Consider the following 23,627-nt stretch of genomic DNA (forward strand, 5'->3'; position numbering starts at 1 on the left):
CCGGGCGGATAATACCAATAAAATACCAATAGCCAAGGGATTAATTTCCGTTTCAAAAAAGTTAAGGCGTAGTTTGTTGGAAAATCAGCCAATTTCGTTCGCAAGCCCGCACCGCCGCAAGGATTTCATTTAATGCGTGTGGACAAGTGGTATTTTTTTGGTATGGTTTTCTCGATTGGAGGAAAGCGGATGGCCGAAACGCGCACCGAAGCGCTTCACCACAATGCCGAGGGACTGGATATCCAGGCCCCGGAAGCCGTCCTTTCCTCTTTGGCCAACGCACAGATCGAGGCCGCCAAGGCCGTGCACGGCGCCATTCCTGCCATTGCCGCGGCAGCCGAAATCATCGCAAGCAGACTGAAAAGCGGTGGCAAGCTCGCCTATGCGGCCGCCGGCAGCTCGGGCCTGATGGCACTGGCCGATGCGCTTGAGCTGCCGGGCACTTTCGGCATCCAGCGCGACCGTATCGCCATCCTGATCGCCGGCGGCGACGAGGCCTTCAAGACACTGGCCGGCGGGCCGGAGGACGACACCGAGGAAGCTTCGGTATCGGTCGCCGCTGCCCGCATCGGCAAGGGCGACTGCCTGATCGCCGTCTCGGCCAGCGGCTCGACACCTTATGCAGTCCGGGCGATCGAGGATGCCAGGCGCCGCGGTGCGGCGACCATTGCCATCGCCAACAACAGGGATGCGCCGCTGCTGCGGCTGGCCGACATCGCCATCCTGCTCGAAACACCGCCGGAGCTGATTGCCGGCTCGACGCGCATGGGCGCCGGCACCGCCCAGAAGATCGCGCTCAACATGCTGTCGACGCTGGCCGCCATCCATCTCGGCCATGTCCATGACGGCTACATGGTCAACCTCATGGCCGACAACATCAAGCTGCGCGACCGCGCCGCACGCATCGTCGCCGCCGTCAGCGGGCGCGACAAGGACGAGGCGGCGCGCCTGCTCGAAAAGAGCGGCGGCGTCGTCAAGACCGCCATTCTCCTCGCCGCCGGCGCCGCCAGCGCCGATGCGGCCGAGAAGATATTGGAAGGGACCGGCCACAGGCTGCGGCCGGCCCTTTCCGCGATCGAGGGGAGCAAGGGGCGCAATGCCTCTGTTCTCATCAAAACCGAACCTGAAAAAGGTCAACAGGGAGACTGAGCATGACAACGAAGCTACTGACGGCACTTCTTCTCGGCACCAGCATTCTCGGCTCCGCCGGGGTGGCCTATGCCGACGACGTAACGCTCAACATCGAAAGCTGGCGCGGCGACGACCTTGCCATCTGGAAGGACAAGCTGATCCCGGCCTTCGAAGCCAAGAACCCGGGCATCAAGGTGGTGTTCGCGCCGTCGGCGCCAACCGAATATGACGCGGCGCTGGGCGCCAAGCTCGCCGCCGGCTCGGCCGGCGACCTGATCACCTGCCGCCCGTTCGACAAGTCGCTGGAACTGTTCAAGAAGGGCAACCTCGCCGACATCTCGACCCTGCCCGGCATGGAGAACTTCTCGCCAGTGGCCAAGGCCGCCTGGCAGACCGACGACGGCAAGGTGAGCTTCTGCGTGCCGATGGCCTCGGTCATCCATGGCTTCATCTACAACAAGGACGCCTTCGACAAGCTAGGCATCAAGGTGCCGGAGACGCGCGACGAATTCTTTGCCGCGCTCGACAAGATCAAGGCCGACGGCACTTACATCCCGATGGCGATGGGCACCAAGGACCTCTGGGAAGCGGCGACCATGGGCTACCAGAACATCGGCCCGAACTACTGGAAGGGCGAGGAAGGCCGCCTGGCGCTGATCAAGGGCGAGCAGAAGCTCACCGATCCGCAGTGGGTCGAGCCCTTCAAGGAGCTGGCCAAGTGGAAGGACTATCTCGGCGACGGCTTCGAGGCGCAGACTTATCCGGACAGCCAGAACCTGTTCACGCTCGGCCGCGCCGCCATCTACCCGGCCGGCTCGTGGGAGATCGGCCTGTTCAACACGCAGGCGCAGTTCAAGATGGGTGCCTTCCCGCCGCCGGTGCAGAAGGCCGGCGACACCTGCTACATCTCCGACCACACCGACATCGGCATGGGTCTCAATGCGGCTTCGAAGAATGCGGATGCGGCCAAGACCTTCCTGTCCTGGGTGGCCTCGCCGGATTTCGCCACCATCTACGCCAACGCGCTGCCGGGCTTCTTCAGCCTGAACAACACCCCGGTGAAGATGGAAGACCCGCTGGCCCAGGAATTCGTCTCCTGGCGCGGCAAGTGCAAGTCGACGATCCGCTCGACCTACCAGATCCTGTCGCGCGGCACGCCGAACCTCGAAAACGAGACTTGGGTTGAATCGGCCAACGTCATCAACGGCACCGACACGCCGGAGGCTGCCGCCAAGAAGCTGCAGGACGGCCTCGACAGCTGGTACAAGCCGGCGAAGTAAGAGCGCGGCGAAGCGTTGTCTCCCCCCTCGAGGGGGAGATGTCGCCGAAGGCGACAGAGGGGGTCGGTCGAGGCAGGCCGCGGCTTGATCGTTGCTGAAAGGCGCGGTCGAACGACGATGGCGCGCTGCCTCGGCCGACCCCACCCGCCTCGCTTCGCGAGGCACCCTCCCCTCGAGGGGGAGGGAGGCGCCGTGCCCTTTGACGGCAATAGCAAGACCTGATCGGCGGGGACCGAACGCATGGCCGCAGCACCGAAAAGACCGTTCCGCTGGCATATCGGCGTTTTCCTGGCGCCGGCATTGCTGGTCTATACGGCGATCATGATCCTGCCGCTGGCCGGCACGCTGCAGCTTTCCTTGTTCCGCAACATCAACCAGTCGCAGGTCTTCGTCGGACTGGAAAATTTCCGCATGCTGTTCGGCGATCCCAACTGGTCGGTCAATTTCTGGAACGCGCTCAGGAACAATGTCTGGTTCTTCATCGTCCACATGCTGGTGCAGAACCCGATCGGCGTCCTTTTGGCCGCACTTCTGTCCAGCCCCAGGCTGCGGTTTTCCGCCTTCTACCGCACGGCGATCTTCGTGCCGACGATCCTGTCCTTCGTCATCGTCGGCTTCGCCTGGAAGCTGATCCTGTCGCCGCTATGGGGCGTGGCGCCGCATATGATGGATCTGGTCGGCCTGAAAAGCCTGTTCACGCCCTGGCTCGGCAAGGCGCAATACGCGCTGACCGCGCTCAGCCTGGTTTCGGTCTGGCAGTTCGTCGGCATCCCGATGATGCTGATCTACGCGGCACTGCTGTCCATCCCCGAAGAGGTGATCGAGGCTGCCGAATGCGACGGGATCACCGGGATGGCGCAGTTCTGGAAGATCAAGCTGCCGCTGATCCTGCCGTCGATCGGCATCATCTCGATCCTGACCTTCGTCGGCAATTTCAACGCTTTCGACCTGATCTACACCGCGCAAGGCGCGCTGGCCGGGCCGAACTATTCGACCGATATTCTCGGCACCTTCCTCTACCGCGCCTTCTTCGGTTTCCAGCTGCAGGTCGGCGATCCCAACATGGGCGCGGCGATCGCCACGATGATGTTCCTGATCATCCTCGGCGGCGTCTGCGTCTATCTGTTCCTCGTGCAGACGCGCTTGCGTCGCTACCAGTTTTAGGGGAGCGCGACCATGAGCACCGCAACCCGCTCGCTGCCTCGCACCATCGGCGCGCATGCGATCCTTCTGACCTACACGGCAATCGCGCTGTTTCCGGTGATCCTCGTCATCATGAATTCGTTCAAATCACGTGCCGGTATCTTCGGCGCGCCGCTGACGCCGCCGACTCCAGGGACCTTCGACCTGATCGGCTACACCACGGTAATCGGCCAGGGCGACTTCATCCATTATTTCCAGAACAGCCTTGTCGTCACCGTCGCCTCGCTGTTCTTCGTGCTTTTGTTCGGCGCCATGGCTGCCTTCGCGCTGTCGGAATACCGCTTTCGCGGCAATTCGCTGATGGGGCTTTACCTGGCGCTCGGCATCATGATCCCGATCCGCCTCGGCACCGTCGCTATCCTGCAGCTGATGGTGGCGAGCGGGCTGGTCAACACGCTGACGGCGCTGATCCTGGTTTATACGGCGCAAGGCCTGCCGCTCGCCGTCTTCATCCTGTCGGAATTTATGAAGCAGGTCTCCGACGACCTGAAGAATGCCGGGCGTATCGACGGTCTGTCCGAATACACCATCTTTTTCCGGCTGGTGCTGCCGCTGGTCAGGCCATCGATGGCGACAGTCGCGGTCTTCACCATGATCCCGATCTGGAACGATCTATGGTTCCCGCTGATCCTGGCGCCGTCGGAGGAGACCAAGACAGTGACGCTCGGCGCGCAACTGTTCCTCGGCCAGTTCGTCACCAACTGGAACGCCATTCTGGCCGCACTTTCGCTGGCGATCATGCCGGTGCTGATCCTCTACGTCATCTTCTCGCGGCAGCTGATCCGCGGCATCACTTCGGGAGCGGTCAAGTGAGTTCGCAACAACCCCTTCGCGTTGTCGTCGCCGGGCTCGGCAATATGGGGCGCAGCCATGCGCTGGCCTATCACACCAATCCGGGGTTTCAGATCGCCGCGCTGGTCAACCGCTCGGATGTGCCGCTGCCGGAAGGGCTTTCGACCTATGCCATCCGGCGTTCCTTCGACGAGGCGCTGCGCGACGAAAAGCCCGACGTCGCCTGCATCGCCACCTATTCCGACAGCCATGCCGATTACGCGGTCAAGGCATTCGAGGCCGGCTGCCATGTCTTCGTCGAAAAGCCGCTGGCAACGACGGTCGCCGATGCGGAACGCGTCGTCGCCGCCGCCAAGGCCAACGGCAAGAAACTGGTGATCGGCTATATCCTGCGCCATCACCCGTCCTGGGTCAGGCTGATCGCCGAGGCGCGGAAGCTCGGCGGCCCTTACGTGTTCCGCATGAACCTCAACCAGCAATCCTCAGGACATACCTGGGAGACGCACAAGCAGCTGATGCAAACGACGTCGCCGATCGTCGATTGCGGGGTGCATTATCTCGACGTGATGCTGCAGATCACCGACGCCAGGCCGGTCGAGGTGCGCGGCATGGGGCTGCGGCTGAGCGACGAGATCGCGCCGTCGATGTACAATTACGGGCACCTGCAGGTGCTGTTCGACGACGGTTCGGTCGGCTGGTACGAAGCCGGCTGGGGGCCGATGATCTCGGAAACGGCCTTCTTCGTGAAGGACGTGATCTCGCCCAATGGCTGCGTGTCGATCGTCATGAAGGAGGGCGCCAGGTCCGACGACATCGACACCCACACCAAGACCTCGACCATCCGCCTGCACAGCGCTGCGACCGGCGCGGACGGCAAGTTCGCCAAGCCGGACGAGATGCTGTCAATGCAAGGCGAGCCCGGCCATCAGGACCTCTGCGACCTGGAACAGGCGTTTGTGCTGAAGGCGATCCGCGAGGATCTGGACTTGACCCGCCACATGGACGACGCGGTGAAGTCGCTCGCCGTCTGCCTGGCCGCAGACGAGAGCGTGCGCAGCGGCCTCGCCGTGAAACTCTAGAACGGGGACTAAGCCGTGGGCTCGCTGAACATCGAGAACGTGAAAAAGGCCTTCGGGCCGGTCGAGGTGCTGAAGGGCATCAACCTCGAGGTGACGGATGGCGAGTTCGTCGTCTTCGTCGGTCCATCCGGCTGCGGGAAATCGACGCTGCTGAGGGTTATTGCCGGGCTGGAGGACTCGACCTCAGGCCGCGTGGTCATCGACGGCCACGACGTCTCCGCAACGCCGCCGGCCAAGCGCGGCATCGCCATGGTGTTCCAGACCTACGCGCTCTATCCGCATCTGACGGTGAAGAACAATATGGGCCTCGGCCTCAAGCAGGCGGGCACGCCGGCGGCGGAGATCGACCGCCGCATCGGCATCGCCTCCTCGATGCTGTCGCTGGAGCCCTATCTCGAAAGGCGGCCGGCCGAATTGTCCGGCGGCCAGCGCCAGCGCGTCGCCATCGGCCGGGCCGTGGTGCGTGAGCCCAAGCTTTTTCTGTTCGACGAGCCGTTGTCGAACCTCGATGCCGCGCTGCGCGTCAACACCAGACTGGAGATCGCGCAATTGCATCGCCGGCTGAAGGCCACGATGATCTATGTCACGCACGACCAGGTCGAGGCGATGACGCTGGCCGACAAGATCGTCGTCCTCAATGCGGGCAGGATCGAGCAGATCGGCGGCCCGATGGAGCTATACAATTCGCCGGCTAACGAATTCGTGGCCGGCTTTATCGGCTCACCAAAGATGAATTTCGTCGACGGTGCCAGGCTTGGCGAAACGGCAAAGACCATCGGCGTCCGTCCCGAACATTTGACGGTGGATGCCAAATCCGGCGCCTGGAAAGGCACGGTCGTCCATGCCGAGCACCTTGGCGCCGACACCAATCTCTATCTCGACTGCGAGAAGGCGGGTCTGATCACCGTGCGCATCTTCGGCGTCTACAATGCCGAACCCGGCGCCACGCTCTATGCGACGCCGGATCCGGCAAAGACATACCGGTTTGGAGCCGATGGCAAGGTGCTGAAGTAGCTTCGCGGCAAGGGTCGGCGCTGCCCCTCACCCTTACCCTCTCCCCGTATAGAGACGGGGAGAGGGGGGCGTCAGCGCTGGAGCTTCGTCCTTCTCCCCGTCTCTATACGGGGAGAAGATGCCGGCAGGCAGATGAGGGGCGGCGCAAACTTGCCAAAGTCAAACGCCTACAAATCCGCCTTGAACGTCTGCTTCTGGATGCCCAGCCCTTCGATACCGAGCTCGACCACATCGCCGGGCTTCAGGAACACCGGCGGCTTCATGCCGAGGCCGACGCCGGGCGGCGTGCCGGTCGAGATGATGTCGCCGGGGTGCAGCGACATGAACTGGCTGAGATAGGAGACGAGATAAGCGACGCCGAAGACCATGGTCTTGGTCGAGCCGTTCTGCATCGTCTTGCCGTTGACCGTCAGCCACATCGGGATGTTCTGCGGGTCCTTGACCTCGTCCTTTGTCACCAGCCACGGACCGATCGGCCCGAACGTGTCGCAGGACTTGCCCTTGGTCCACTGGCCCTGGCGCTCGGCCTGGAAGGCGCGCTCGGAGACGTCATGCGCGACGCAGTAACCGGCGACATAGTCCAGCGCCTCGGCCTCGGTGACATATTTAGCGGTCTTGCCGATGACCACGCCGAGCTCGACTTCCCAGTCGGTCTTGACCGAGCCGCGCGGGATCAGCACGTCGTCGTTAGGCCCGACAATAGCCGAGCTTGCCTTCATGAAGATGATCGGCTCCGGCGGCACGGTGGCGCCGGTTTCGGCGGCGTGGTCGGAATAGTTGAGGCCGATGCAGATGAATTTGCCGGTGCCGGCGACGCAGGCGCCGATGCGCGGCTTGCCGGAAACCGCCGGCAGCGATTTCACATCGAGCTTCGACAATGTCTCGAGCGATGCCGGGTCAAGCGCCTTGCCGGCAATGTCGGTGACATGGGCGGAGAGGTCGCGGATCGTTCCATCGGCATCGAGCAGGCCGGGGCGTTCGCTCCCCGCCTCGCCATAGCGCAGCAGTTTCATGCAGTTTTCTCCCAGTTGCGACCAGAGGCCGTTTGCAAACTCGCTCCGCTGCGGCGAATGGCGTGGGTTTCGAGAACCGGAGCGGAGCGTACTTAAAGTACGTGAGCCTAGGCAAGCGCGGACGCCGCGCCAGGCGCCCGGCAGAATTGGATTTTCAGACTCCTAGATCGACCAGCCACCGTCGATATTATAAGCCTGCCCCGACGTATAGGTGGCGCCGGCCAGATAGACGGCGAGATCGGCGATTTCCTCGGGCGTGCCGAGGCGGCCCATCGGCTGGCGGGCGATGAAGGCGGCGCGGGCTGCCTCGTAGTCACCCTGCGCATGCATGCGGTCCTGCAGCGACGGGCTTTCGACCGTGCCCGGACAGATCGCATTGCAGCGTATGCCCTTGCCGACATAGTCGGCGGCGACCGACTTGGTCAGGCCGATGACGGCTGCCTTGGTCAGCCCGTAAACGAAGCGGTTCGGCACGCCCTTGGTCGAACTGGCCAGCGACGCCATGTTGATGATCGAGCCGTCGCCGCGCTCCAGCATGCCAGGCAGCACGGCGCGGATGGTGCGGATCATCGAGCGGACATTGAGGTCATAGGCAAAGTCGAGATCGCCGTCCTTCATCTCGAGGATCGAGCCGGAATGGACGAAGCCGGCGCAGTTGAACAGCACGTCGACGGCGCCGATCTCGGCAAAAGCGGCGTTCACCGCCTCGTCGTTCAGCACGTCGAGCTTGCGCGTCTTGATGCCGGGCGTCTTGCCGAGGTCGGCGAGCACCACCTCGTTGATGTCGGTGGCATGGACGACGGCGCCGGCCTTGGCGAACGCCAGCGCGCTCGCCCGGCCGATGCCTTGCGCCGCCGCCGTGACGACAACGATTTTGCCTGTCAGATCCGCCATGCTTTTCTCCTCGCCCGTCTATGATCGTTCGGCTTTTTACCGGCACAAGGCCGGCGCGCAATGTGCCAGGGGAGCACTACCATCCCGCCTGTTTCGATATTCGCCTGCCAGCCAAATGTTTTTTCTCGGTAAAGAACATTTTTTGGCCCGTCAAGCCCGGACGTCCTCTGGGACATTCAGTCGCCGTAGGGCACCCAGACGTTCTTGACCTCGATCGCACGGCGCAGCAGGGCATCGCCGGCTGCTTCGTTTGACGCCCAGTCGAGGCTGTGGCCGTTGCCGGTCCAGACGCGTTTGAGATTGCCGATGGACTCGGCCTCGGCCTTGGCGCAAGTCTCGGCATCGGCGAATACCCAGAGCCCGTCGACATCGTCATGCTTGGCCAATACGCCGGCAAGCTCGGCGCTACGGCCGGTGACGATATTGATGGCGCCGGCCGGAACGTCGGAATATTCGATGACCTGGTAGAGGTCGGTGGCAAGCAGCGGATATCTTTCGGACGGCACCGCGACCACGGTGTTGCCCATGGCGAGCGCAGGCGCCACCAGCGAGATCAGGCCGAGCAAAGGCGCATTGTCCGGCGCGACGATACCGACGACGCCGACCGGTTCGTGCAGTGCCAGCGTGACGGCGCGGGCCGGCGGCTGGTGGACGCGGCCCTCGAATTTGTCGGCCAGGCCGGCATAGAGGAACAGGCGCTCGATTGACAGCTCGACCTCGTCACGCGCCGCCTTGGCGCTCGCGCCGGTGAGCTGGGTCAATCGGGCGGCAAACTCGTCGGCGCGGCCGGAAAGGTTTTCGGCCAGGTAGTAGAGCACCTGGCTGCGGTTGTAGGCGGTCGCCTCCGGCCAGGCCTTGCAGGCGCGCGCGGCCGCGACGGCGTCACGGATATCCTTGCGGTTGCCGAGCCCGGCCTCGCCGGCAATCTTGCCCTTGGCGGTAGCGACGGCAATGGAATAATTTCCGTCCGGCCGGACCTGCTTGCCGCCGATGAACAGCTTTGCCGTGCGGTCGATGGCGCCACCTTCCGGCTGCTCGACAGGTTGGGCCGAAGAATTTGCCGGTTTGATGATCGGGCCGAGCGGCAGCTTTGCCGAGAGATATTCGAACATGCCCTCGCGCCCGCCTTCGCGGCCAAAGCCGCTCTCGCGATAGCCGCCGAAACCGCAGGCGGCGTCGAACATATTGGTGCCGTTGACCCAGACGACGCCGGCCTTCAATTGCGGCGCGACGTGCAGCGCAAGATTGATGTTCTCGCTCCACACCGAAGCGGCCAGGCCATAGCGTGTGTTGTTGGCGAGTTCGACCGCTTCCTCTGTGTTGCGGAAGGTCATGGTGGCAAGCACCGGCCCGAACACCTCTTCCTGAGCCAGAATGTTAGCCGGCGAAACACCTGTCGCCAGCGTTGGCAGATGGTAATAGCCCGAGGCGGGCAACGCTGAGTCCGGCTGCCAGCAGATCGCGCCCTGCCTGGCGCCTTCTGCGATCAGGCCCTTGACGCGATCGAGCTGGGTCAAGTCGACCAGCGGGCCGATATCGGTGTTCTTGTCGAGCGGGCTGCCGACCCGCAGCCGGCTCATCCGCGTCTTGACCTTGGCGATGAAGGCGTCGGCGATGCCTTCCTGCACCAGAAGGCGCGAGCCGGCACAGCACACTTGGCCCTGGTTGAACCAGATGCCGTCGACCAGACCTTCGACTGCGCTGTCGAGGTCGGCATCCTCGAAAACGATAAAGGCCGACTTGCCGCCAAGCTCCAGCGACAGTTTCTTGCCCGAGCCGGCCGTGGCCTTGCGGATGATCTTGCCGACCTCGGACGAACCGGTGAAGGCGATCTTCTGGACGCCGGGATGGTTGACGATGGCCGCGCCCGCCTCCGGCCCGCCCTGGACGATGTTGACGACGCCTTTCGGCACGCCGGCGCGTCGGCAGATCTCGGCAAAGAGGATCGCGGTGAGCGGCGTGAATTCCGCGGGTTTGAGCACCACGGTGCAGCCCGCGGCGAGCGCCGGCGCGATCTTCCAGGCGAGCATCAAGAGCGGGAAGTTCCACGGGATGATCTGGCCGACGACGCCGACGCCCTTATGGCCGGGAAAATCCCTGTCCAGCGCCTGCGCCCAGCCGGCATGATGGATGAAATGGCGGATGGCCAGCGGCACGTCGATGTCGCGGCTTTCGCGGATCGGCTTGCCATTGTCGATTGTCTCAAGCACGGCGAACAGCCGTTGGTGACGTTGCATGGCGCGGCCGATGGCATAGAGCACTTTGGCTCGGCTGTAGCCGGTGCTGGCGCTCCATTTCGGCAGCGCTTTTGTGGCGGCCGAAACCGCCGCGTCGATATCGGCGGCACCAGCGTCCGACACCTTGGCCAGCAGCTTTCCCGAGGACGGTTCGCTGGTGTCGAAGGTTTTGCCTCCGCTGGCTGCCTTCCAGTCGCCGCCGATGAACAGCGCTTTGCCGAAATCCCGCGCGGCAAGCCACCCATCGGCCTCGTTGCGGGCTTCCGGCGCCGGGCCGTAATCCATGGCGTGATAGCGTTCGAGAATGTTCATGAAGCGCTCCGAATCACGCCATCGCGTGGCGATGATTGGCCGAGTAGTGGCCGGTCAGATGATGCTCGAGCTGGCGCTCGATGTCGGTCAAAAGGCTCGATGCTCCGAAGCGAAACAGCTCCGGCTCCAGCCACGGCCGGCCCAGTTCTTCTTTCATCAGCACCAGCCAATCGAGCGAGGCTTTTGCCGTGGAAATGCCACCAGCCGGCTTGAAGCCGATGAGATAGCCGGTTTCCTCGAAATAGGCGCGGATGGCGCGCACCATGGCAAGGCCAACCGGCAGCGTCGCGTTGATGCTTTCCTTGCCGGTCGAGGTCTTGATGAAATCTGCCCCCGCCATCATCGCCACCATCGAGGCGAGCATGACGTTGCGCAGTGTCGCGAGGTCGCCGGTGCCGAGGATCACCTTCAGATGCGCCTCGCCGCAAGCGGCGCGCATCGAGACAATCTCGTTATAGAGCTCCTGCCATTTCGCCCCGAATACCAGGCCGCGCGGGATGACGACGTCGATCTCGTCGGCGCCGTCGCGGACCGATGCTTCGATCTCCTGCAGACGTGTCGAAAGCGGTGCAAGGCCATGCGGGAAAGCCGTGGAAACGGCGGCGACATGGACGCCGCTGCCGCGCAGCGCCTCGACGGCAGTGGCGACGAAGGGATGATAGACACAGACCGCCGCCGGGCGGATCTTTTCACCGGTAATGCCGAGCCCCTCGGCAATGTCGCGGCGGAACGGGTTGACCGCCTTGGCACAGAGCCGGCGCACGCGCTCTTCCGTGTCGTTCGAGTTCAGCGTCGTCAGGTCCATGCAAGCGACGGCGCGCAGCAGCCAGGCGGCCTGGTTATCGGCCTTGATCGAGCGTCGTTTGGTCAGGCTGGCGACGCGGCGTTCCAGCGCCGAGCGGTTGACACTGCGCATCGATTCCATGAAGCCGAGATCGAGCCTCATGCCGGGATTGCGGGCAATGCCATGGGCCTGCGGCACCGGCGCATTGGCGGCGGCGCGCGCCGGCAGCGGCGTGATCTTGGACGTGCCGAGATCGGTTTCGCGGATTGTGCTGCTCATCTCCTGCCCCTTGTTCAGCGACTTATGCCGAAGATAGACCGTGAAGCAGCGCTTCACGAGTCCTTCAAGCGGTCATAGCGGAAAAAGGCAGTCAAGGCAGCCGATTTTTGACCGTATGATCAAAATCAGGGTCGCAAACCAGTGGACGCTGAATTGCCGCGGCTCTAGCCGACGAAGGCGCGCTCGACGACGAAGCTTGCCGGATGATGCAGCGAGCCTTCCTGGAAGCCGTGGCTTTCAGCCAGCTCCTTGACGTCCTTCAGCATATGCATCGAGCCGCAGATCATGATGCGGTCGGTCTCGGGATCGAGCTTGTCGATGCCGAGATCGGTGTAGAATTTGCCCGAGCCGATCAGCGCGGTGATGCGGCCCATGCGCTCGGAGGTCTCACGCGTCGTTGAATTGTAGAGCGTGACGCGGCCACCGGTCAGCTCGCCGATCAGCGGGTCGTTCTCCAGCGCCGCCACCAACTCCTGGCCGTAGGTGAGTTCAGCATTGTCGCGGCAGGTATGGGTCAGGACCACCTGCTCGAACTTCTCATAGGTGTCGGGATCGCGCAGCAGGCTGGCGAAGGGCGCGATGCCGGTGCCGGTCGAGATCATGAACAGGCGCTTGGCCGGCGTCAGCGCGTCGACCACCAGCGTGCCGGTCGACTTCTGCCGCATGATGACGGTGTCGCCGATCTGGATCTTCTGCAGCTCCGAAGTGAGCGGGCCGTCCGGCACTTTGATCGAGAAGAATTCGAGTTCGTCGTCCCAGGCAGGGCTGGCGATCGAATAGGCGCGGAACACCGGCTTCTCGGCATTTGGCAGGCCGATCATGACGAACTCGCCGGAGCGGAAGCGCAGCGACTGCGGCCGGGTGATGCGGAACGAAAACAGCCGGTCGGTATAGTGCTTCACCGAGACGACGGTTTCGGCATAGACATTGGCCGGTATCGGGAACTGCAACGGCCGGGCGCCGGCAGTGTTGAACGCGGATGTGGTGTTCATCAAACCTAACCTTCCGGGCCAGCTCAGCGCTCGCGCCAAATCTTCACCTGCGCGCCCGAACCGGTCAGGTTCCAGCGTGCCGTTTGCACACTCCGAAGCGGTAAGCTCTTGTGTCCGGAATTTATTAGTATACAAACGATATTTGCGTCAAGACGCCGCCGTAAAACAGCTTTCCAAACTGAGGCATGTAAGCAGTTCGGGCATTTCGGGTTTCGACAATGGAACAGAATTTTTCGGCGCAAGCTCTGGATTCGGCGGGCAGTGTCGTCGCCGGCATCGATGTCGGCGGAACCTTTACCGACCTGCTACTGATCGACGGCCGCGACGGTGGCCGGGTGCATATCGCCAAGACTCCGACCACGGTCGACAACCAGGCCTTCGGCGTCGTTGCAGCGCTTGGTGCCACCGGCTTTCCGGTCGACGGCATCGACCTCATCGTGCACGGCACCACCACCACAACCAACGCCGTCCTGGAGCGCCGGCTGGCAAAGACCGGCATGATCACCACCCGCGGCTTTCGCGACGTGATCGAGCTTGGCCGGCGGACACGGCCGCAAGCCTATGGCATGACAGGCACCTTCGTGCCGATCATTCCGCGCAATCTGCGGCTCGAAGTGTCGGAGCGGGTCGAAGCCTCGGGCGCGGTGCGCATACCGCTCGACGAGGCCGAGATGCGGGCAGCGATTTCAGAACTGATCGAAGCCGGCTGCGAATCCCTCGTCATCCATTTCCTGCATTCCTACGCCAACCCGGCGCATGAGCGGCGCGCCGCCGAGATCGCCGCCGAGCTTTGGCCGAACGGCTACATCACGACAGGCCATGCGCTGCTTTCGGAAGCGCGCGAATTCGAGCGCGGCGTGACCGCTTCGGTCAACGCCTCGGTGCAACCGATCCTCGAACGCTATGTCGAAAGGCTGCGCAAGGAGTTGGCGTCAAAGGGCTACGCCCGCGACTTCTTGATCATGAACGGCAACGGCGGCATGATCTCGGCCCGCTTTGTCACACGTGAGTCGGCCAAGACCGTCATGTCGGGACCCGCCTCCGGCGTCATTGCCGCCGCCTATACGGGAAAACGCGCCGGCTTCGAAAATCTGGTCACCTACGACATGGGCGGCACCTCGACCGACGTGGCGCTGATCCGCAACGCCGAGCCGGCGGTGTCGAACGAAATCGAGATCGAATATGCGATGCCGATCCACGTGCCGATGGTGGCGGTGCATACGGTCGGTGCCGGCGGCGGCTCGATCGCCCGCGTCGATGCCGCCGGTCTGATCCAGATCGGCCCGGAAAGCGCCGGCGCCAATCCTGGGCCGATCTGTTACGGACGTGGCGGCTTGGAGCCGACCATCACCGACGCCAATCTGGTGCTCGGCCGGCTGGCGCCGAAAAAGCTGCTTGCGGTGGAAAACCCGGTCACCGTCGAACATGTCACCGGCGTATTCGAGGACAGGATCGGGCAACCTACCGGCCTGTCCGGCGTCGAGGCGGCGGGTGCGGTGCTGCGGCTCGGCAACGTGAAGATGGCCGGCGCCATCCGCATGGTCTCGGTCTCGCGCGGCCACGACCCGCGCGATTTCGCGCTGTTCGCCTTCGGCGGCGCCGGGCCGCTGCATGCGACGGCATTGGCGCGCGAGCTCGGCCTGCCGAAAGTGCTGGTGCCGGCGCGGCCGGGCATCACCAATGCGCTCGGCTGCGTCGTCGCCGATCTGCGCCATGATTTCGTTAATACGGTCAACCAGCCGGTGGCCGGTCTCGATGAAACCCAACTCCACGAGATATTGGAACGGCACCGAAACGAAGGCGAGGAGCTGATCGGCAAGGAAGCGGTGAAGCCGGAAATGATCCGCGTCACGCATTCCGCCGACATGCAGTTTGTCGGCCAGACGCATATCATCAACGTGCCGCTGCCGTCGTCTGCGGTGACGCGCCAGGTCCTGCAGCAACTGTTCGAGAAGGCCTATTTCGCCCGCTTCAAGGTCCAGCTGCCGGAAATCCGCGCCAATCTGGTCAACCTCAACACCTCGGTCACCGGCGTGCGGCCGGCGATCGATCTGTCCCGGCTGATCGACCCGGCTGGCCGCGCCAAGACGCTCGAAGAGGCGCGGCGCGAAATCCGGCCGGTCTGGTATGGCGGGCGCTGGTACGACACGCCGGTCTACAGCAGGGAAAAACTGCCGCTCGACGCCGTCATCGCAGGGCCGGCGATCCTCGAACAGATGGACGCGACCACCGTGCTCGAGCCCGGCGACCGGGCGCGATCGGACGCCGACGGCAACATCATCATCGATATCGGTGAGGCCTGAGATGGAAAAGCTCGACGCGATCACCCTTTCGGTCATCCAGGCGGCCCTGCAGCAGGTCTGCGACGAAATGGACCTGACGTTTTCGCGCGCCGCCTTTTCACCTGTCATCGCCGAGGCCAATGACCGCTCCGACGGCATCTATTCGGCGCTCGACGGTTCGCTGATCGCGCAAGGCAGCCAGGGCCTGCCGGTGTTCGTCGGCGTCATGCAGTATTCGACCAAAACGGTGATCGAGATGATCGCCGACGGTCGCTGCCTGCCGCCAGAGCCGGGCGATATCTACATCGTCAACGATCCCTATCTCGGCGGCACTCATCTCATGGATGTGCGCTTCGCCATGCCGGTCTATCGCGACGGCAAGATATTCTGCTGGCTTTCGAACACCGGCCACTGGCCCGACATCGGCGGTTCGGTGCCGGGCGGCTTCTCCGCCTCGGCAACGGCGGTCGAGCAGGAAGGTTTGCGGCTGCCGCCGGTGAAGCTGTTCAAGAAGGGCGTGCTCGATCGCGAAATCTACGCCATCATCTGCTCGAACATCAGGGTTGCCGACCAGCGCATCGGCGACATCCGGGCGCAGGCGGCGGCACTGCTGATCGGCCAGGACCGACTGAACGCAATCCTGGATCGTTACGGGGATGAAACGGTCATCGATGCGATCGCCGAACTGCGCCGCCGCGCCGCCGAACAGATGCGCGCGAACATATCAGCCATTCCCGATGGCATTTACAGCTCCGAAGCCTTCGTCGATTCCGACGGGGTGGTGAACGAACCGCTGACCATCGCTCTGGCCATCGAGAAACAGGGCGACACGCTCAGCTTCGACTTCTCGGGCTCTTCAAAGCCCTGCGCCGGGCCGATGAACAGCGTTCTGGCGACGACCTTGTCCTCGGTCTATCTCGCTATGCGCCACATTTTCCCGGACGTGCCGATCAGCGCCGGTGCCTTCGAGCCGCTGATCGTCAAGCGGCCGGAAGGCACCTTCCTCGATGCCAAATATCCGCGCCCTGTGTCGGGCTGCGCGGCTGAAGTCTCGCAGCGCATTGCCGAGGCGGTGTTCGCGGCGATGGTGCAGGCGCTGCCGGACAAGGTGACGGCGGCTCCGGCCGGCTCCAGTGGCAATTTCGCACTCGGCGGCAACGATCCGGCCCGCGGCCGCGATTATGTCATGTACCAGATCTCCGGCGGCGGCTATGGCGGCAATGCCGGTCACGACGGCCTGACCAATGGCTGCTCGACCATCGGCATTTCCAAGTCGCCACCGGTCGAAATCATGGAGCAGGCCTTCCCGGTGCTCTACCGCCACTACGCCCTACGCGAGGGCTCGGGCGGCGCCGGCAAGCATCGCGGCGGTTTCGGGCTTGCCTATGAGGTCGAGATCCTGCGCGGCGACGCCCGCGCCTCCTTCGTCATGGATCACGGCCGCTTCGGCCCGCAAGGCGCGCTCGGCGGCAAGGACGGCGCGGTCAACACGGTGACCGTGTTCCGCGACGGCGAGGCGCATGTGCCTGCGCATCTCTCCAAGGAGCAGGACATCGCGCTGAAGGCAGGCGACCGCGTACGCGTCGGCACGCCTGGCGGCGGCGGCTATGGCGATCCCTTGCAGCGGGACACCGATCTGGTGTCGAGGGATGTCGCGCTGGGCTATTACACGCCCGCAGAGGCCGCCGAAAAGTTCGGCGTCGCTCTCTCGGCGGATGGATTGGGGATCGACCCGGCAGCCACGGAAAAGAGGCGCGCCGGCTGACGGCGCCGTTCCCGGTTTTCCGTCATTTGCGGCCAACGATCAGTTGCGGTGATCCAGCCTTGCGACCAGCCGGTCGCCGGCCCACTGGATGCCGCAGACCAGGACGATCAGGACGATGACGACGGCGATCATGACGGACGTCTCGAAGCGCTGGTAACCGTAGCGGATGGCGAGGTCGCCGAGCCCGCCGGCGCCGATGGCGCCGGCCATGGCCGAGGCGCCGATCAGCGTCACCAGCGTCACCGTGAAGCCGGCGACGATGCCGGGCAGCGCTTCCGGCACCAGCACCTCGCGGATGATCGTCCAGCGGTTGCCGCCCATGGCGCGCGCCGCTTCGATCAGCCCGTGGTCGACCTCGCGCAGCGACACTTCGGCGATCCGCGCATAGTAGGGCGTCGCCGCGATCGACAGCGGCACGATCGCTGCCCAGGTGCCGATCGAGGTGCCGACGATCAGCCGCGTCACCGGGATCAGCGCAACCAGCAGGATGATGAAAGGCACCGAGCGGAAACCGTTGATGACCGCGCCGAGCGCACGGTTCACCCACAGGCTTTCGGCGATGCCGCCGCGGTCGGTGGCGACCAGCGCCAGGCCGAGCGGCAGCCCGAAAACCAGCGAGATGAGGCCGGAGGCGGCCGTCATCAGGATCGTTTCCCAGATCGAACGGACGAGAAGTTCAAACAGAACCGGCGACATGGCCAAGCACCTCCACCCGCGCCTGGCGGGCTCTCAAGAACGCGATCACCTCTGCCAGGTGAGCTTCATTGCTGCCGGCGACCGCCACGAACAGCGTCCCGACAGGCTGCTGCTGGACGTGATCGATGCCGCCATGCACGAGGCGGAACGAGCCGGGAACTGCCGAGGCAAGATCGGACAAAAGCGGGCTTCGCGCGGCCTCACCCGCCACGTCGATCCTGAGGATCGCCTCCACGCCGACGTTCTGCGTTAGCCGGCTTGCGATCTCCGCCGGCAATTGCGGCCTGATGCCGCTGAGCAGGCTTTGTGTGATCGCCGACTTCGGATCGGCAAACACCGACCACACCGGCCCTTGCTCGACGATCCGTCCGGCGTCGATCACCGCGACCCGGTCGGCGATCGAACGGATCACCTCCATCTCATGGGTGATGAGCAGGATGGTCAGGCCGAGCTGCCGGTTGATGTCTCTGAGCAAAGCGAGAATGGAGCGCGTCGTCTCCGGATCCAACGCCGAGGTCGCTTCGTCCGACAGCAGCAGCGCCGGGCGCGCCGCAAGCGCCCGGGCAATGCCGACGCGCTGCTTCTGCCCGCCCGAAAGCGACGCCGGATAGGCTTTCGCCTTCTCCGACAGGCCGACGAGCTCCAGCAGCTCGGCAGCGCGCGCCAGGCGTTCGGCCCTGGGCCGGCCTTCGATCTTGAGCGGCAGCGCTACATTGTCTTCGACCGTCTTGGCGGACAGCAGGTTGAAATGCTGGAAGATCATGCCGATGCGCCGGCGCAGCGGCTGCAATTCGCGCTCGCCGAGCCGGCTGATGTCGCGGCCTTCGATGAAGACCTGTCCTGTATCTGGCCGCTCCAGGCCGTTCAGGCAGCGTATCAGCGTCGACTTGCCGGCGCCGCTGCGGCCGATGATGCCGAGGATCTCGCCCTGGCGCACGCTGAGCGATACGCCATCCAGCGCCGCTGTCGCGCCAAAGCGGCGCTTCAGCTCGATGAGGCGTACGACATCGTCCGGTCCCGCGGAACGGCTGCCGACGGGATGCATGGCTTCGGTGACCGGGGCGAAATGCTGGTTCATGAAAGTTCCTGTATCGGTATCCCGCAAACGCGATCGCGGTCCGCGTTGAAGCGCGGACCGCTTTATCATGTCGGGCTTCAGCGCCCAGTCGAACTCGGCATCAATAGGCGCTGATGCCGGTTCCCTTGTAGACCCGGTCGAATTCGGCCCTCACCTTTTCGTTCTGATAGGAGGCGACCAATGTCTTTACCCAGGGCTGGTTTTCATTGCCGGCCTTGACCGCGATGAAGTTGCGGTAAGGATTGTCGGCCACCGCCTCCTGGGCGATGCGGTTCTCAGGTGTGAGGCCGCTTTTAAGCGCCCAATCCGTGTTGACCACGGCCCCGTCGAGATCTTCCACCGAGCGCCCGACAATGCCAGCGTCAAGCTCCTTGACGACCAATTTCTTCGGGTTTTCGGCAATGTCGGTCGTCGTTGCCAGAATGCCGGTGCCTTCCCTGAGCTTGATCAGGCCTTCGCTCTGCAAGACGCGCAGCGCGCGGCCCTCATTGGACGGGTCGTTCGGCACGCCAATGACCGCGCCTTCGGGCAGGTCGGCAATCTTCGTGTGCTTCTTGGAATAGAGGCCGATCGGCCAGACCCCGGTATAGCCGACCGGGACGATGTGATAGCCCTGCGTCTTGATCTGGTTGTCGAGATAGGGCTTGTGCTGGAAGGCGTTGGCGTCGATTTCGCCACGCTCGAGTGCTTCATTCGGCTGGGTGTAGTCGTTGAACACCACGGTCTCGATCGTCAGCCCCCTCTCCGCCGCCTGGGCGGTGACGACGCGCCACACATCCTCGTCCTCGCCGCTCATGATGCCGACCTTGACCGCCGTCTTGTCTTCGGCGAACGACGGCGCAGCAAGGCCGACTATCGCAACCGCCGATGCGAAAAGTACAGCCAGACCGGCGCGCCGGTTTATACTTGCGGAGAGAAATGAGAGCAAAGTGTTGGTGTTCCCAGACATGATCTATCCCGTCGGTTCTGAAGTCGTTGCGGCCAGGCGGAATGCGAAGCCTTGCGGGCATCATCGGAAATGCTGATCAGCAGATCAAAGAACGGTATTTCCTGCCAGATGAGGAGCCGGGAATATTCTCTCAAAGTTTCTGGTCTGGCGAGCATAGGCCGCTGCGGCCGGGCGTGCTGGCTCGGTTATGAGGCCCGCCGTGTGTCGGAACGGCGGGCCTTTCTGCGGCTGAATTGCCCAGCACGGGCAGCAGTTTGGGATGTCGACAATGCCGGACGCGCCGCATGTCCCTTCAAAAAACGACGCGCATTGTTCACTGGATGACCTTCACGATCCTGCGTGTGCCCGGATCGACCAGGACGGTCTGGTTGTCGACGACGACGTAGCGGTATTTGACGTTGGGAACTTCATGAAGCTCGACGGTATCGGGCAGGGTCGAGCCGACATTGAGTTCCACGCCGGGAAGCTGGACGGACGCCAGAGGCTGCTTTTTCACATACTCGCGTACGATCGTCTCCTGCTGCGGTTCGATGATCACGTCCTGAGCGGCAGCGGCGCCAACACCCGCAAGCAGCAAGAACCCAGCCGCGGCTGCCGAAAGATGCATTCTCATGATCGTCTCCTTTCGTCGTGAGCCACCTCTTCGCTGCGCCGCGTCATGCTGTTCGCAGCGGGGTCGCTATAGGCCGGTAACGTCATCAGGTGGAGCTTGTTCCGCCACTCGGATCGCTTGCCGCTTCGCTCCATAAATTTGGAACAAAGTTTTTTAGCCGCAGTTTTACGCGGTGAAGGGACGCATTTTCCAAGGAGATCTCTCATGAAAGGCGTTCTGATCACCAGCATGCTAGCAATCAGCGTCAGCTGCGGGGCTGCACTTGCCCAGACGCAGCAGTCGACCGACGACCAGTCCGGCGCCAATTGCGCAGCCGGGACCGCCAATTGCCAGAACGGCGCCAAAATGGGCGAGCAGGCTCAGGGTAAGGCCGGCGCCACGACTGATCAACAGGCGCAGGGCAAACCGAAGCTGAAGACCGGCGAGCAAGCCCAAGGCAAGGCTGGCGCCACGACTGAACAGCAGGCTACGGGCAACACCAAAATGAAGACCGACGAGCAAGCCCAAGGCAAGGCCGGCGCCACGACTGACCAGCAGGCCACGGGCAACACCAAGATGAAGACCGACGAGCAAGCCCAAGGCAAGGCCGGAACCACCACTACCGAGCAGGCCCAAGGCAACACGAAAATGAAGACCGAGGAGCAGGCTCAGGGCAAGACTGGGACCACGACCACCGAGCAGACTCAGGGCAATGCCTCGACGCAGACGCAAGACCAGAGTTCGACCGCTTCCATCAGCAATGTGACCGTTGAACAGAAGACGGAGATCACGCAGGTCATCAAGGAAACGAACGTCCAACCCGTTTCCAGCGTCGATTTCGACATCTCCGTCGGTGTCGAGGTTCCGCGAAAGAAGGTCCGGCTGCATCGCCTGCCGGCGCGCATCGTCAAGATCGTTCCGGCTTACGAAGGCTATGAGTATTTCGTGCTCGCCGACGGCCGGATCGTCATCGTCGACCCGAATACCTACAAGATCGTGGTTATCCTGACCTAGTTGTGGCCAAAAGGTCTACAGTGGGTTGATTGCACCAAAAGCCCGCCGCGCAGCTCGGGCGGCGGGCTTTTCCTTAACCCGGCTCCGCGTCTGGCAAATCGCAAATCACGGTCCGTCCTGAGGGCGAGCAGTGAGCATGATCCGATCGACGGTATCGGGCAGGCACGGAGTGGACGAGCAGCTTGTTCGGACTGACGCGGTGGTCATGGCATCGATATCCGTAACCAGCACCATTCGAGCGTAGTGCCGCGGCCACAGCGGTTCTCCAAACAGGACGAAGACGCCGCCAATCATCAAGGCCAGCAACATAAGTGCCGTCACATTTGCAAATATCTCGCCGTAGCGCATGGAGGCAGCCTGTCCCGTTCGGAAAGCGATTTCAGCCTGTGACAGCGCCAACCAGGACGGCGCCGAAAGCCGGCGCTACTATCCTTGAGGCCTCGCGAATGCCGCCTTCCATTGGATATTCCGCGGAATAAGGGTGAATAACGGCACTCTCGGTGCTTTGTTCCCCGCCCGACGACAGCCGCTTCATTCATGCCGGGGCGTTTCCGTTGGCGAAGCCGCACGGTCTTCGCCCTCATTGATGCGCGGCAGCGAGATCCTTCACGTGACGTTCGTGCATTTGCAGCACCGGCAGCGTCTTCTTGGCAAACTCCTTCATCGCCGGATCGTCGCCGGAATTTGCGTAGGCGGAAAACAGCGCCACCGCTTCCTTATGTGCCTGGGTCTGCATGTCGATATATTTCGATTGGAAGCTGTCCCCGCTGGTCTCCTTGAGTTGGTCGAGCAGCGCCTGGTGCTTGGTGTCCAGCGACGGGCCGGCTGGCGCGGTGGCCGAAGTCGTCTGACCCCTGCTGAGCGCCGCCTTGAAGTCCTCGCCGGCCTTGGTGTGGTCCGTGACCATTTGCGCCGCGAATGCCTTCACGTCGTCGGCCTTCGCCTGCGTCTGCGCAAGCCGGCTCGATTCGATTTCGAATGTATTGGCGATGGGCACGGTCTTGACGAACGTCGCGGTGTCAACCTTGCTCATGGTGTCGGTCGTCAGAGGCGTCAGCGTCGCCGATTGAGCAAAAGCAGCCAAAGATGCGCCAGCCATCAGCGCTGCCGCAGTGATGGATAGAAGTGTTTTCATGGGAGTTCTCCGAGGCCGATGTCATCCCTCCGATGGCTCAACGCGGAAGCTGCGGCGAGGTTGCCTTGATCGCGGCGGCCAGAGCCGCCGCGACGCCAAACAAGGGTTTGGAAACGCAAAACAAAAGACGCCGGCTGCGTCCTGCAAAGTGTAACGCAAGCCACGGGATCGTACGGAATCGTACAAGCTCTTTCGCTTTGCCGCAGTCTTGCTATCGTTGGCCGGGAGAGATGGGTGGAGGCTTCCGTGGGGCAGATCAAGTCGCCGCTAGGAATCGGTATTGATACCGACGCTGCCGTTCATACCGTCATGGCCGACTACCATTCGGGCGATATTCTCTCGACCACCGTCGTCATAGCCGATTTGCGCAGACGCTTTCCCTGCTTCCGGCAAACCGACGAGGAGCTGGTTGGCTTCATCGTTCGGGCGCTGGACGGTCGGGATATCGCGGTCAGCTTCGACCACCGCGGCGGTTAGAGCGGTTCATCGTTTCACGGAAACGCTGAAACGCTCTATGGCTTTGTTTTGACGCAATTCCGGACGGAAAACCGTTTCACTCTTTTCCTGGAATTGCTCTAGGCGGCTGATTTTGCGGCAAACTGACGAGGCCGCGGAGCCTATGCTCCACGGCCTCGTGAGGCTGTGATCACCGGGCGCTTACTTGCCGCAGTGGTTGTCGTTCACCGTCGGCGCCATCGTGCCCGGAGCCTTGCCGGTCGCATCGGGCATAGCCCCCTGCGGGCCCGGCGGGCAATTCCGGTCGGCATTCGAATTCGTCGTTGAGAAATCGTGAATGCTGTTGGTGATGGTCGAATCCGTGCCGGTGTCAGGGCCGCCATTGTCCGGGACTACGACCGTCCGCCCGCTCCCGTCGGCAGCGGCTCCGGAGGGGTCGCCGACGTTCTGGGCCATCGCTGACGTGGCCAGACCGATCGTAAGCGCCGAAGCTGCGAGAATTTTCGTGAGCATGATGCTTCTCCTTTTTACGAGGGTCGTCGCGTTGCGACTACGAAAACAACCGTTCGGGCGGGCGAAGGTTCCGACAAATTCCCCATGAAATTCAGCATGTTCTCAGGTGTTCAAGGCGGCCGCTATGCCATTCTCGG

At 63.2% G+C, this 23,627-nt stretch carries 22 protein-coding genes; 10 read left to right on the forward strand and 12 right to left on the reverse strand.

Annotation, left to right across the window (positions count from 1 at the left end):
• Positions 1 to 189 precede the first annotated feature (189 nt).
• The 6 genes from AC0L2Y_RS04415 (at position 190) to AC0L2Y_RS04440 (ending at position 6,499) form a co-directional block, all read left to right on the forward strand.
• Positions 190 to 1,149: an N-acetylmuramic acid 6-phosphate etherase gene (locus tag AC0L2Y_RS04415; protein ID WP_473554068.1), complete on the forward strand. Its 960-nt coding sequence runs from the start codon at positions 190 to 192 to the stop codon at positions 1,147 to 1,149.
• Positions 1,150 to 1,151: 2 nt separating this feature from the next.
• Positions 1,152 to 2,411 (forward strand): ABC transporter substrate-binding protein, encoded by a 1,260-nt coding sequence (locus AC0L2Y_RS04420; protein WP_473554070.1) that lies wholly within the window; start codon positions 1,152 to 1,154, stop codon positions 2,409 to 2,411.
• A gap of 240 nt (positions 2,412 to 2,651) precedes the next feature.
• Entirely contained in the window at positions 2,652 to 3,575 is a 924-nt protein-coding gene (locus AC0L2Y_RS04425) for a carbohydrate ABC transporter permease (RefSeq protein WP_473554072.1), read from the forward strand.
• 12 nt (positions 3,576 to 3,587) lie between these two features.
• Positions 3,588 to 4,427, forward strand: coding sequence for a carbohydrate ABC transporter permease (locus AC0L2Y_RS04430; RefSeq protein WP_023718923.1), 840 nt, complete (start codon positions 3,588 to 3,590; stop codon positions 4,425 to 4,427).
• Positions 4,424 to 5,485, forward strand: coding sequence for a Gfo/Idh/MocA family protein (locus AC0L2Y_RS04435; RefSeq protein WP_473554074.1), 1,062 nt, complete (start codon positions 4,424 to 4,426; stop codon positions 5,483 to 5,485). The genes AC0L2Y_RS04430 and AC0L2Y_RS04435 overlap by 4 nt, the downstream gene beginning before the upstream one ends.
• A 15-nt stretch (positions 5,486 to 5,500) precedes the next feature.
• On the forward strand, positions 5,501 to 6,499 hold the full coding sequence (locus AC0L2Y_RS04440; RefSeq protein ID WP_473554075.1) for an ABC transporter ATP-binding protein: 999 nt from the start codon (positions 5,501 to 5,503) through the stop codon (positions 6,497 to 6,499).
• A gap of 167 nt (positions 6,500 to 6,666) precedes the next feature.
• Here AC0L2Y_RS04440 and AC0L2Y_RS04445 read toward each other — a convergent pair whose 3' ends face one another.
• From AC0L2Y_RS04445 to AC0L2Y_RS04465, 5 genes are all read right to left on the reverse strand, one after another.
• A complete protein-coding gene (locus AC0L2Y_RS04445; RefSeq protein WP_352663861.1) occupies positions 6,667 to 7,512 on the reverse strand; it encodes a fumarylacetoacetate hydrolase family protein in 846 nt (281 codons plus the stop codon).
• A gap of 162 nt (positions 7,513 to 7,674) precedes the next feature.
• Positions 7,675 to 8,406: an SDR family oxidoreductase gene (locus AC0L2Y_RS04450; RefSeq protein ID WP_254815741.1), complete on the reverse strand. Its 732-nt coding sequence runs from the start codon at positions 8,404 to 8,406 to the stop codon at positions 7,675 to 7,677.
• A 176-nt stretch (positions 8,407 to 8,582) separates the two neighbouring features.
• A complete protein-coding gene (locus AC0L2Y_RS04455) occupies positions 8,583 to 10,955 on the reverse strand; it encodes an aldehyde dehydrogenase family protein (protein ID WP_473554078.1) in 2,373 nt (790 codons plus the stop codon).
• A gap of 13 nt (positions 10,956 to 10,968) precedes the next feature.
• A complete protein-coding gene (gene deoC, locus AC0L2Y_RS04460) occupies positions 10,969 to 12,018 on the reverse strand; it encodes a deoxyribose-phosphate aldolase (protein ID WP_473554080.1) in 1,050 nt (349 codons plus the stop codon).
• A gap of 164 nt (positions 12,019 to 12,182) precedes the next feature.
• On the reverse strand, positions 12,183 to 13,010 hold the full coding sequence (locus tag AC0L2Y_RS04465; protein WP_473554082.1) for a ferredoxin--NADP reductase: 828 nt from the start codon (positions 13,008 to 13,010) through the stop codon (positions 12,183 to 12,185).
• A gap of 218 nt (positions 13,011 to 13,228) precedes the next feature.
• Between AC0L2Y_RS04465 and AC0L2Y_RS04470 the strand changes: the two genes are divergently transcribed.
• Both AC0L2Y_RS04470 and AC0L2Y_RS04475 read left to right on the forward strand, forming a co-directional pair.
• Positions 13,229 to 15,313 (forward strand): hydantoinase/oxoprolinase family protein, encoded by a 2,085-nt coding sequence (locus AC0L2Y_RS04470; protein WP_473554084.1) that lies wholly within the window; start codon positions 13,229 to 13,231, stop codon positions 15,311 to 15,313.
• Position 15,314: 1 nt separating this feature from the next.
• A complete protein-coding gene (locus tag AC0L2Y_RS04475; protein ID WP_473554086.1) occupies positions 15,315 to 17,057 on the forward strand; it encodes a hydantoinase B/oxoprolinase family protein in 1,743 nt (580 codons plus the stop codon).
• A 39-nt stretch (positions 17,058 to 17,096) separates the two neighbouring features.
• Here AC0L2Y_RS04475 and AC0L2Y_RS04480 read toward each other — a convergent pair whose 3' ends face one another.
• The 4 genes from AC0L2Y_RS04480 to AC0L2Y_RS04495 all read right to left on the reverse strand — a co-directional run bounded on the left by AC0L2Y_RS04480 (position 17,097) and on the right by AC0L2Y_RS04495 (position 20,393).
• A complete protein-coding gene (locus AC0L2Y_RS04480; RefSeq protein WP_473554088.1) occupies positions 17,097 to 17,753 on the reverse strand; it encodes a methionine ABC transporter permease in 657 nt (218 codons plus the stop codon).
• Positions 17,734 to 18,798, reverse strand: a complete 1,065-nt coding sequence (locus AC0L2Y_RS04485) for a methionine ABC transporter ATP-binding protein (protein ID WP_473554204.1) — start codon at positions 18,796 to 18,798, stop codon at positions 17,734 to 17,736. Before AC0L2Y_RS04485 ends, AC0L2Y_RS04480 begins: the two co-directional genes overlap by 20 nt.
• Positions 18,799 to 18,931: 133 nt before the next feature.
• Positions 18,932 to 19,780: a MetQ/NlpA family ABC transporter substrate-binding protein gene (locus AC0L2Y_RS04490; RefSeq protein ID WP_473554090.1), complete on the reverse strand. Its 849-nt coding sequence runs from the start codon at positions 19,778 to 19,780 to the stop codon at positions 18,932 to 18,934.
• A 313-nt stretch (positions 19,781 to 20,093) separates the two neighbouring features.
• Complete coding sequence (locus AC0L2Y_RS04495) at positions 20,094 to 20,393, reverse strand: DUF1236 domain-containing protein (protein WP_352492122.1); 300 nt, start codon at positions 20,391 to 20,393, stop codon at positions 20,094 to 20,096.
• Positions 20,394 to 20,597: 204 nt separating this feature from the next.
• On the opposite strand from AC0L2Y_RS04495, the gene AC0L2Y_RS04500 reads away from it, so the two are divergent.
• On the forward strand, positions 20,598 to 21,386 hold the full coding sequence (locus AC0L2Y_RS04500) for a DUF1236 domain-containing protein (protein ID WP_473554092.1): 789 nt from the start codon (positions 20,598 to 20,600) through the stop codon (positions 21,384 to 21,386).
• A 105-nt stretch (positions 21,387 to 21,491) separates the two neighbouring features.
• On the opposite strand, the gene AC0L2Y_RS04505 is transcribed toward AC0L2Y_RS04500, so the two are convergent.
• Positions 21,492 to 21,734, reverse strand: coding sequence for a polymerase (locus tag AC0L2Y_RS04505; RefSeq protein ID WP_352492123.1), 243 nt, complete (start codon positions 21,732 to 21,734; stop codon positions 21,492 to 21,494).
• 232 nt (positions 21,735 to 21,966) lie between these two features.
• Complete coding sequence (locus tag AC0L2Y_RS04510; protein ID WP_473554094.1) at positions 21,967 to 22,521, reverse strand: DUF4142 domain-containing protein; 555 nt, start codon at positions 22,519 to 22,521, stop codon at positions 21,967 to 21,969.
• Positions 22,522 to 22,767: 246 nt separating this feature from the next.
• On the opposite strand from AC0L2Y_RS04510, the gene AC0L2Y_RS04515 reads away from it, so the two are divergent.
• Positions 22,768 to 22,998 (forward strand): hypothetical protein, encoded by a 231-nt coding sequence (locus tag AC0L2Y_RS04515; protein ID WP_473554096.1) that lies wholly within the window; start codon positions 22,768 to 22,770, stop codon positions 22,996 to 22,998.
• 180 nt (positions 22,999 to 23,178) lie between these two features.
• On the opposite strand, the gene AC0L2Y_RS04520 is transcribed toward AC0L2Y_RS04515, so the two are convergent.
• Complete coding sequence (locus AC0L2Y_RS04520) at positions 23,179 to 23,490, reverse strand: hypothetical protein (protein ID WP_473554098.1); 312 nt, start codon at positions 23,488 to 23,490, stop codon at positions 23,179 to 23,181.
• Between the last annotated feature and the right edge of the window lie 137 nt (positions 23,491 to 23,627).

It is taken from the genome of Mesorhizobium sp. WSM4830, from assembly GCF_055811495.1.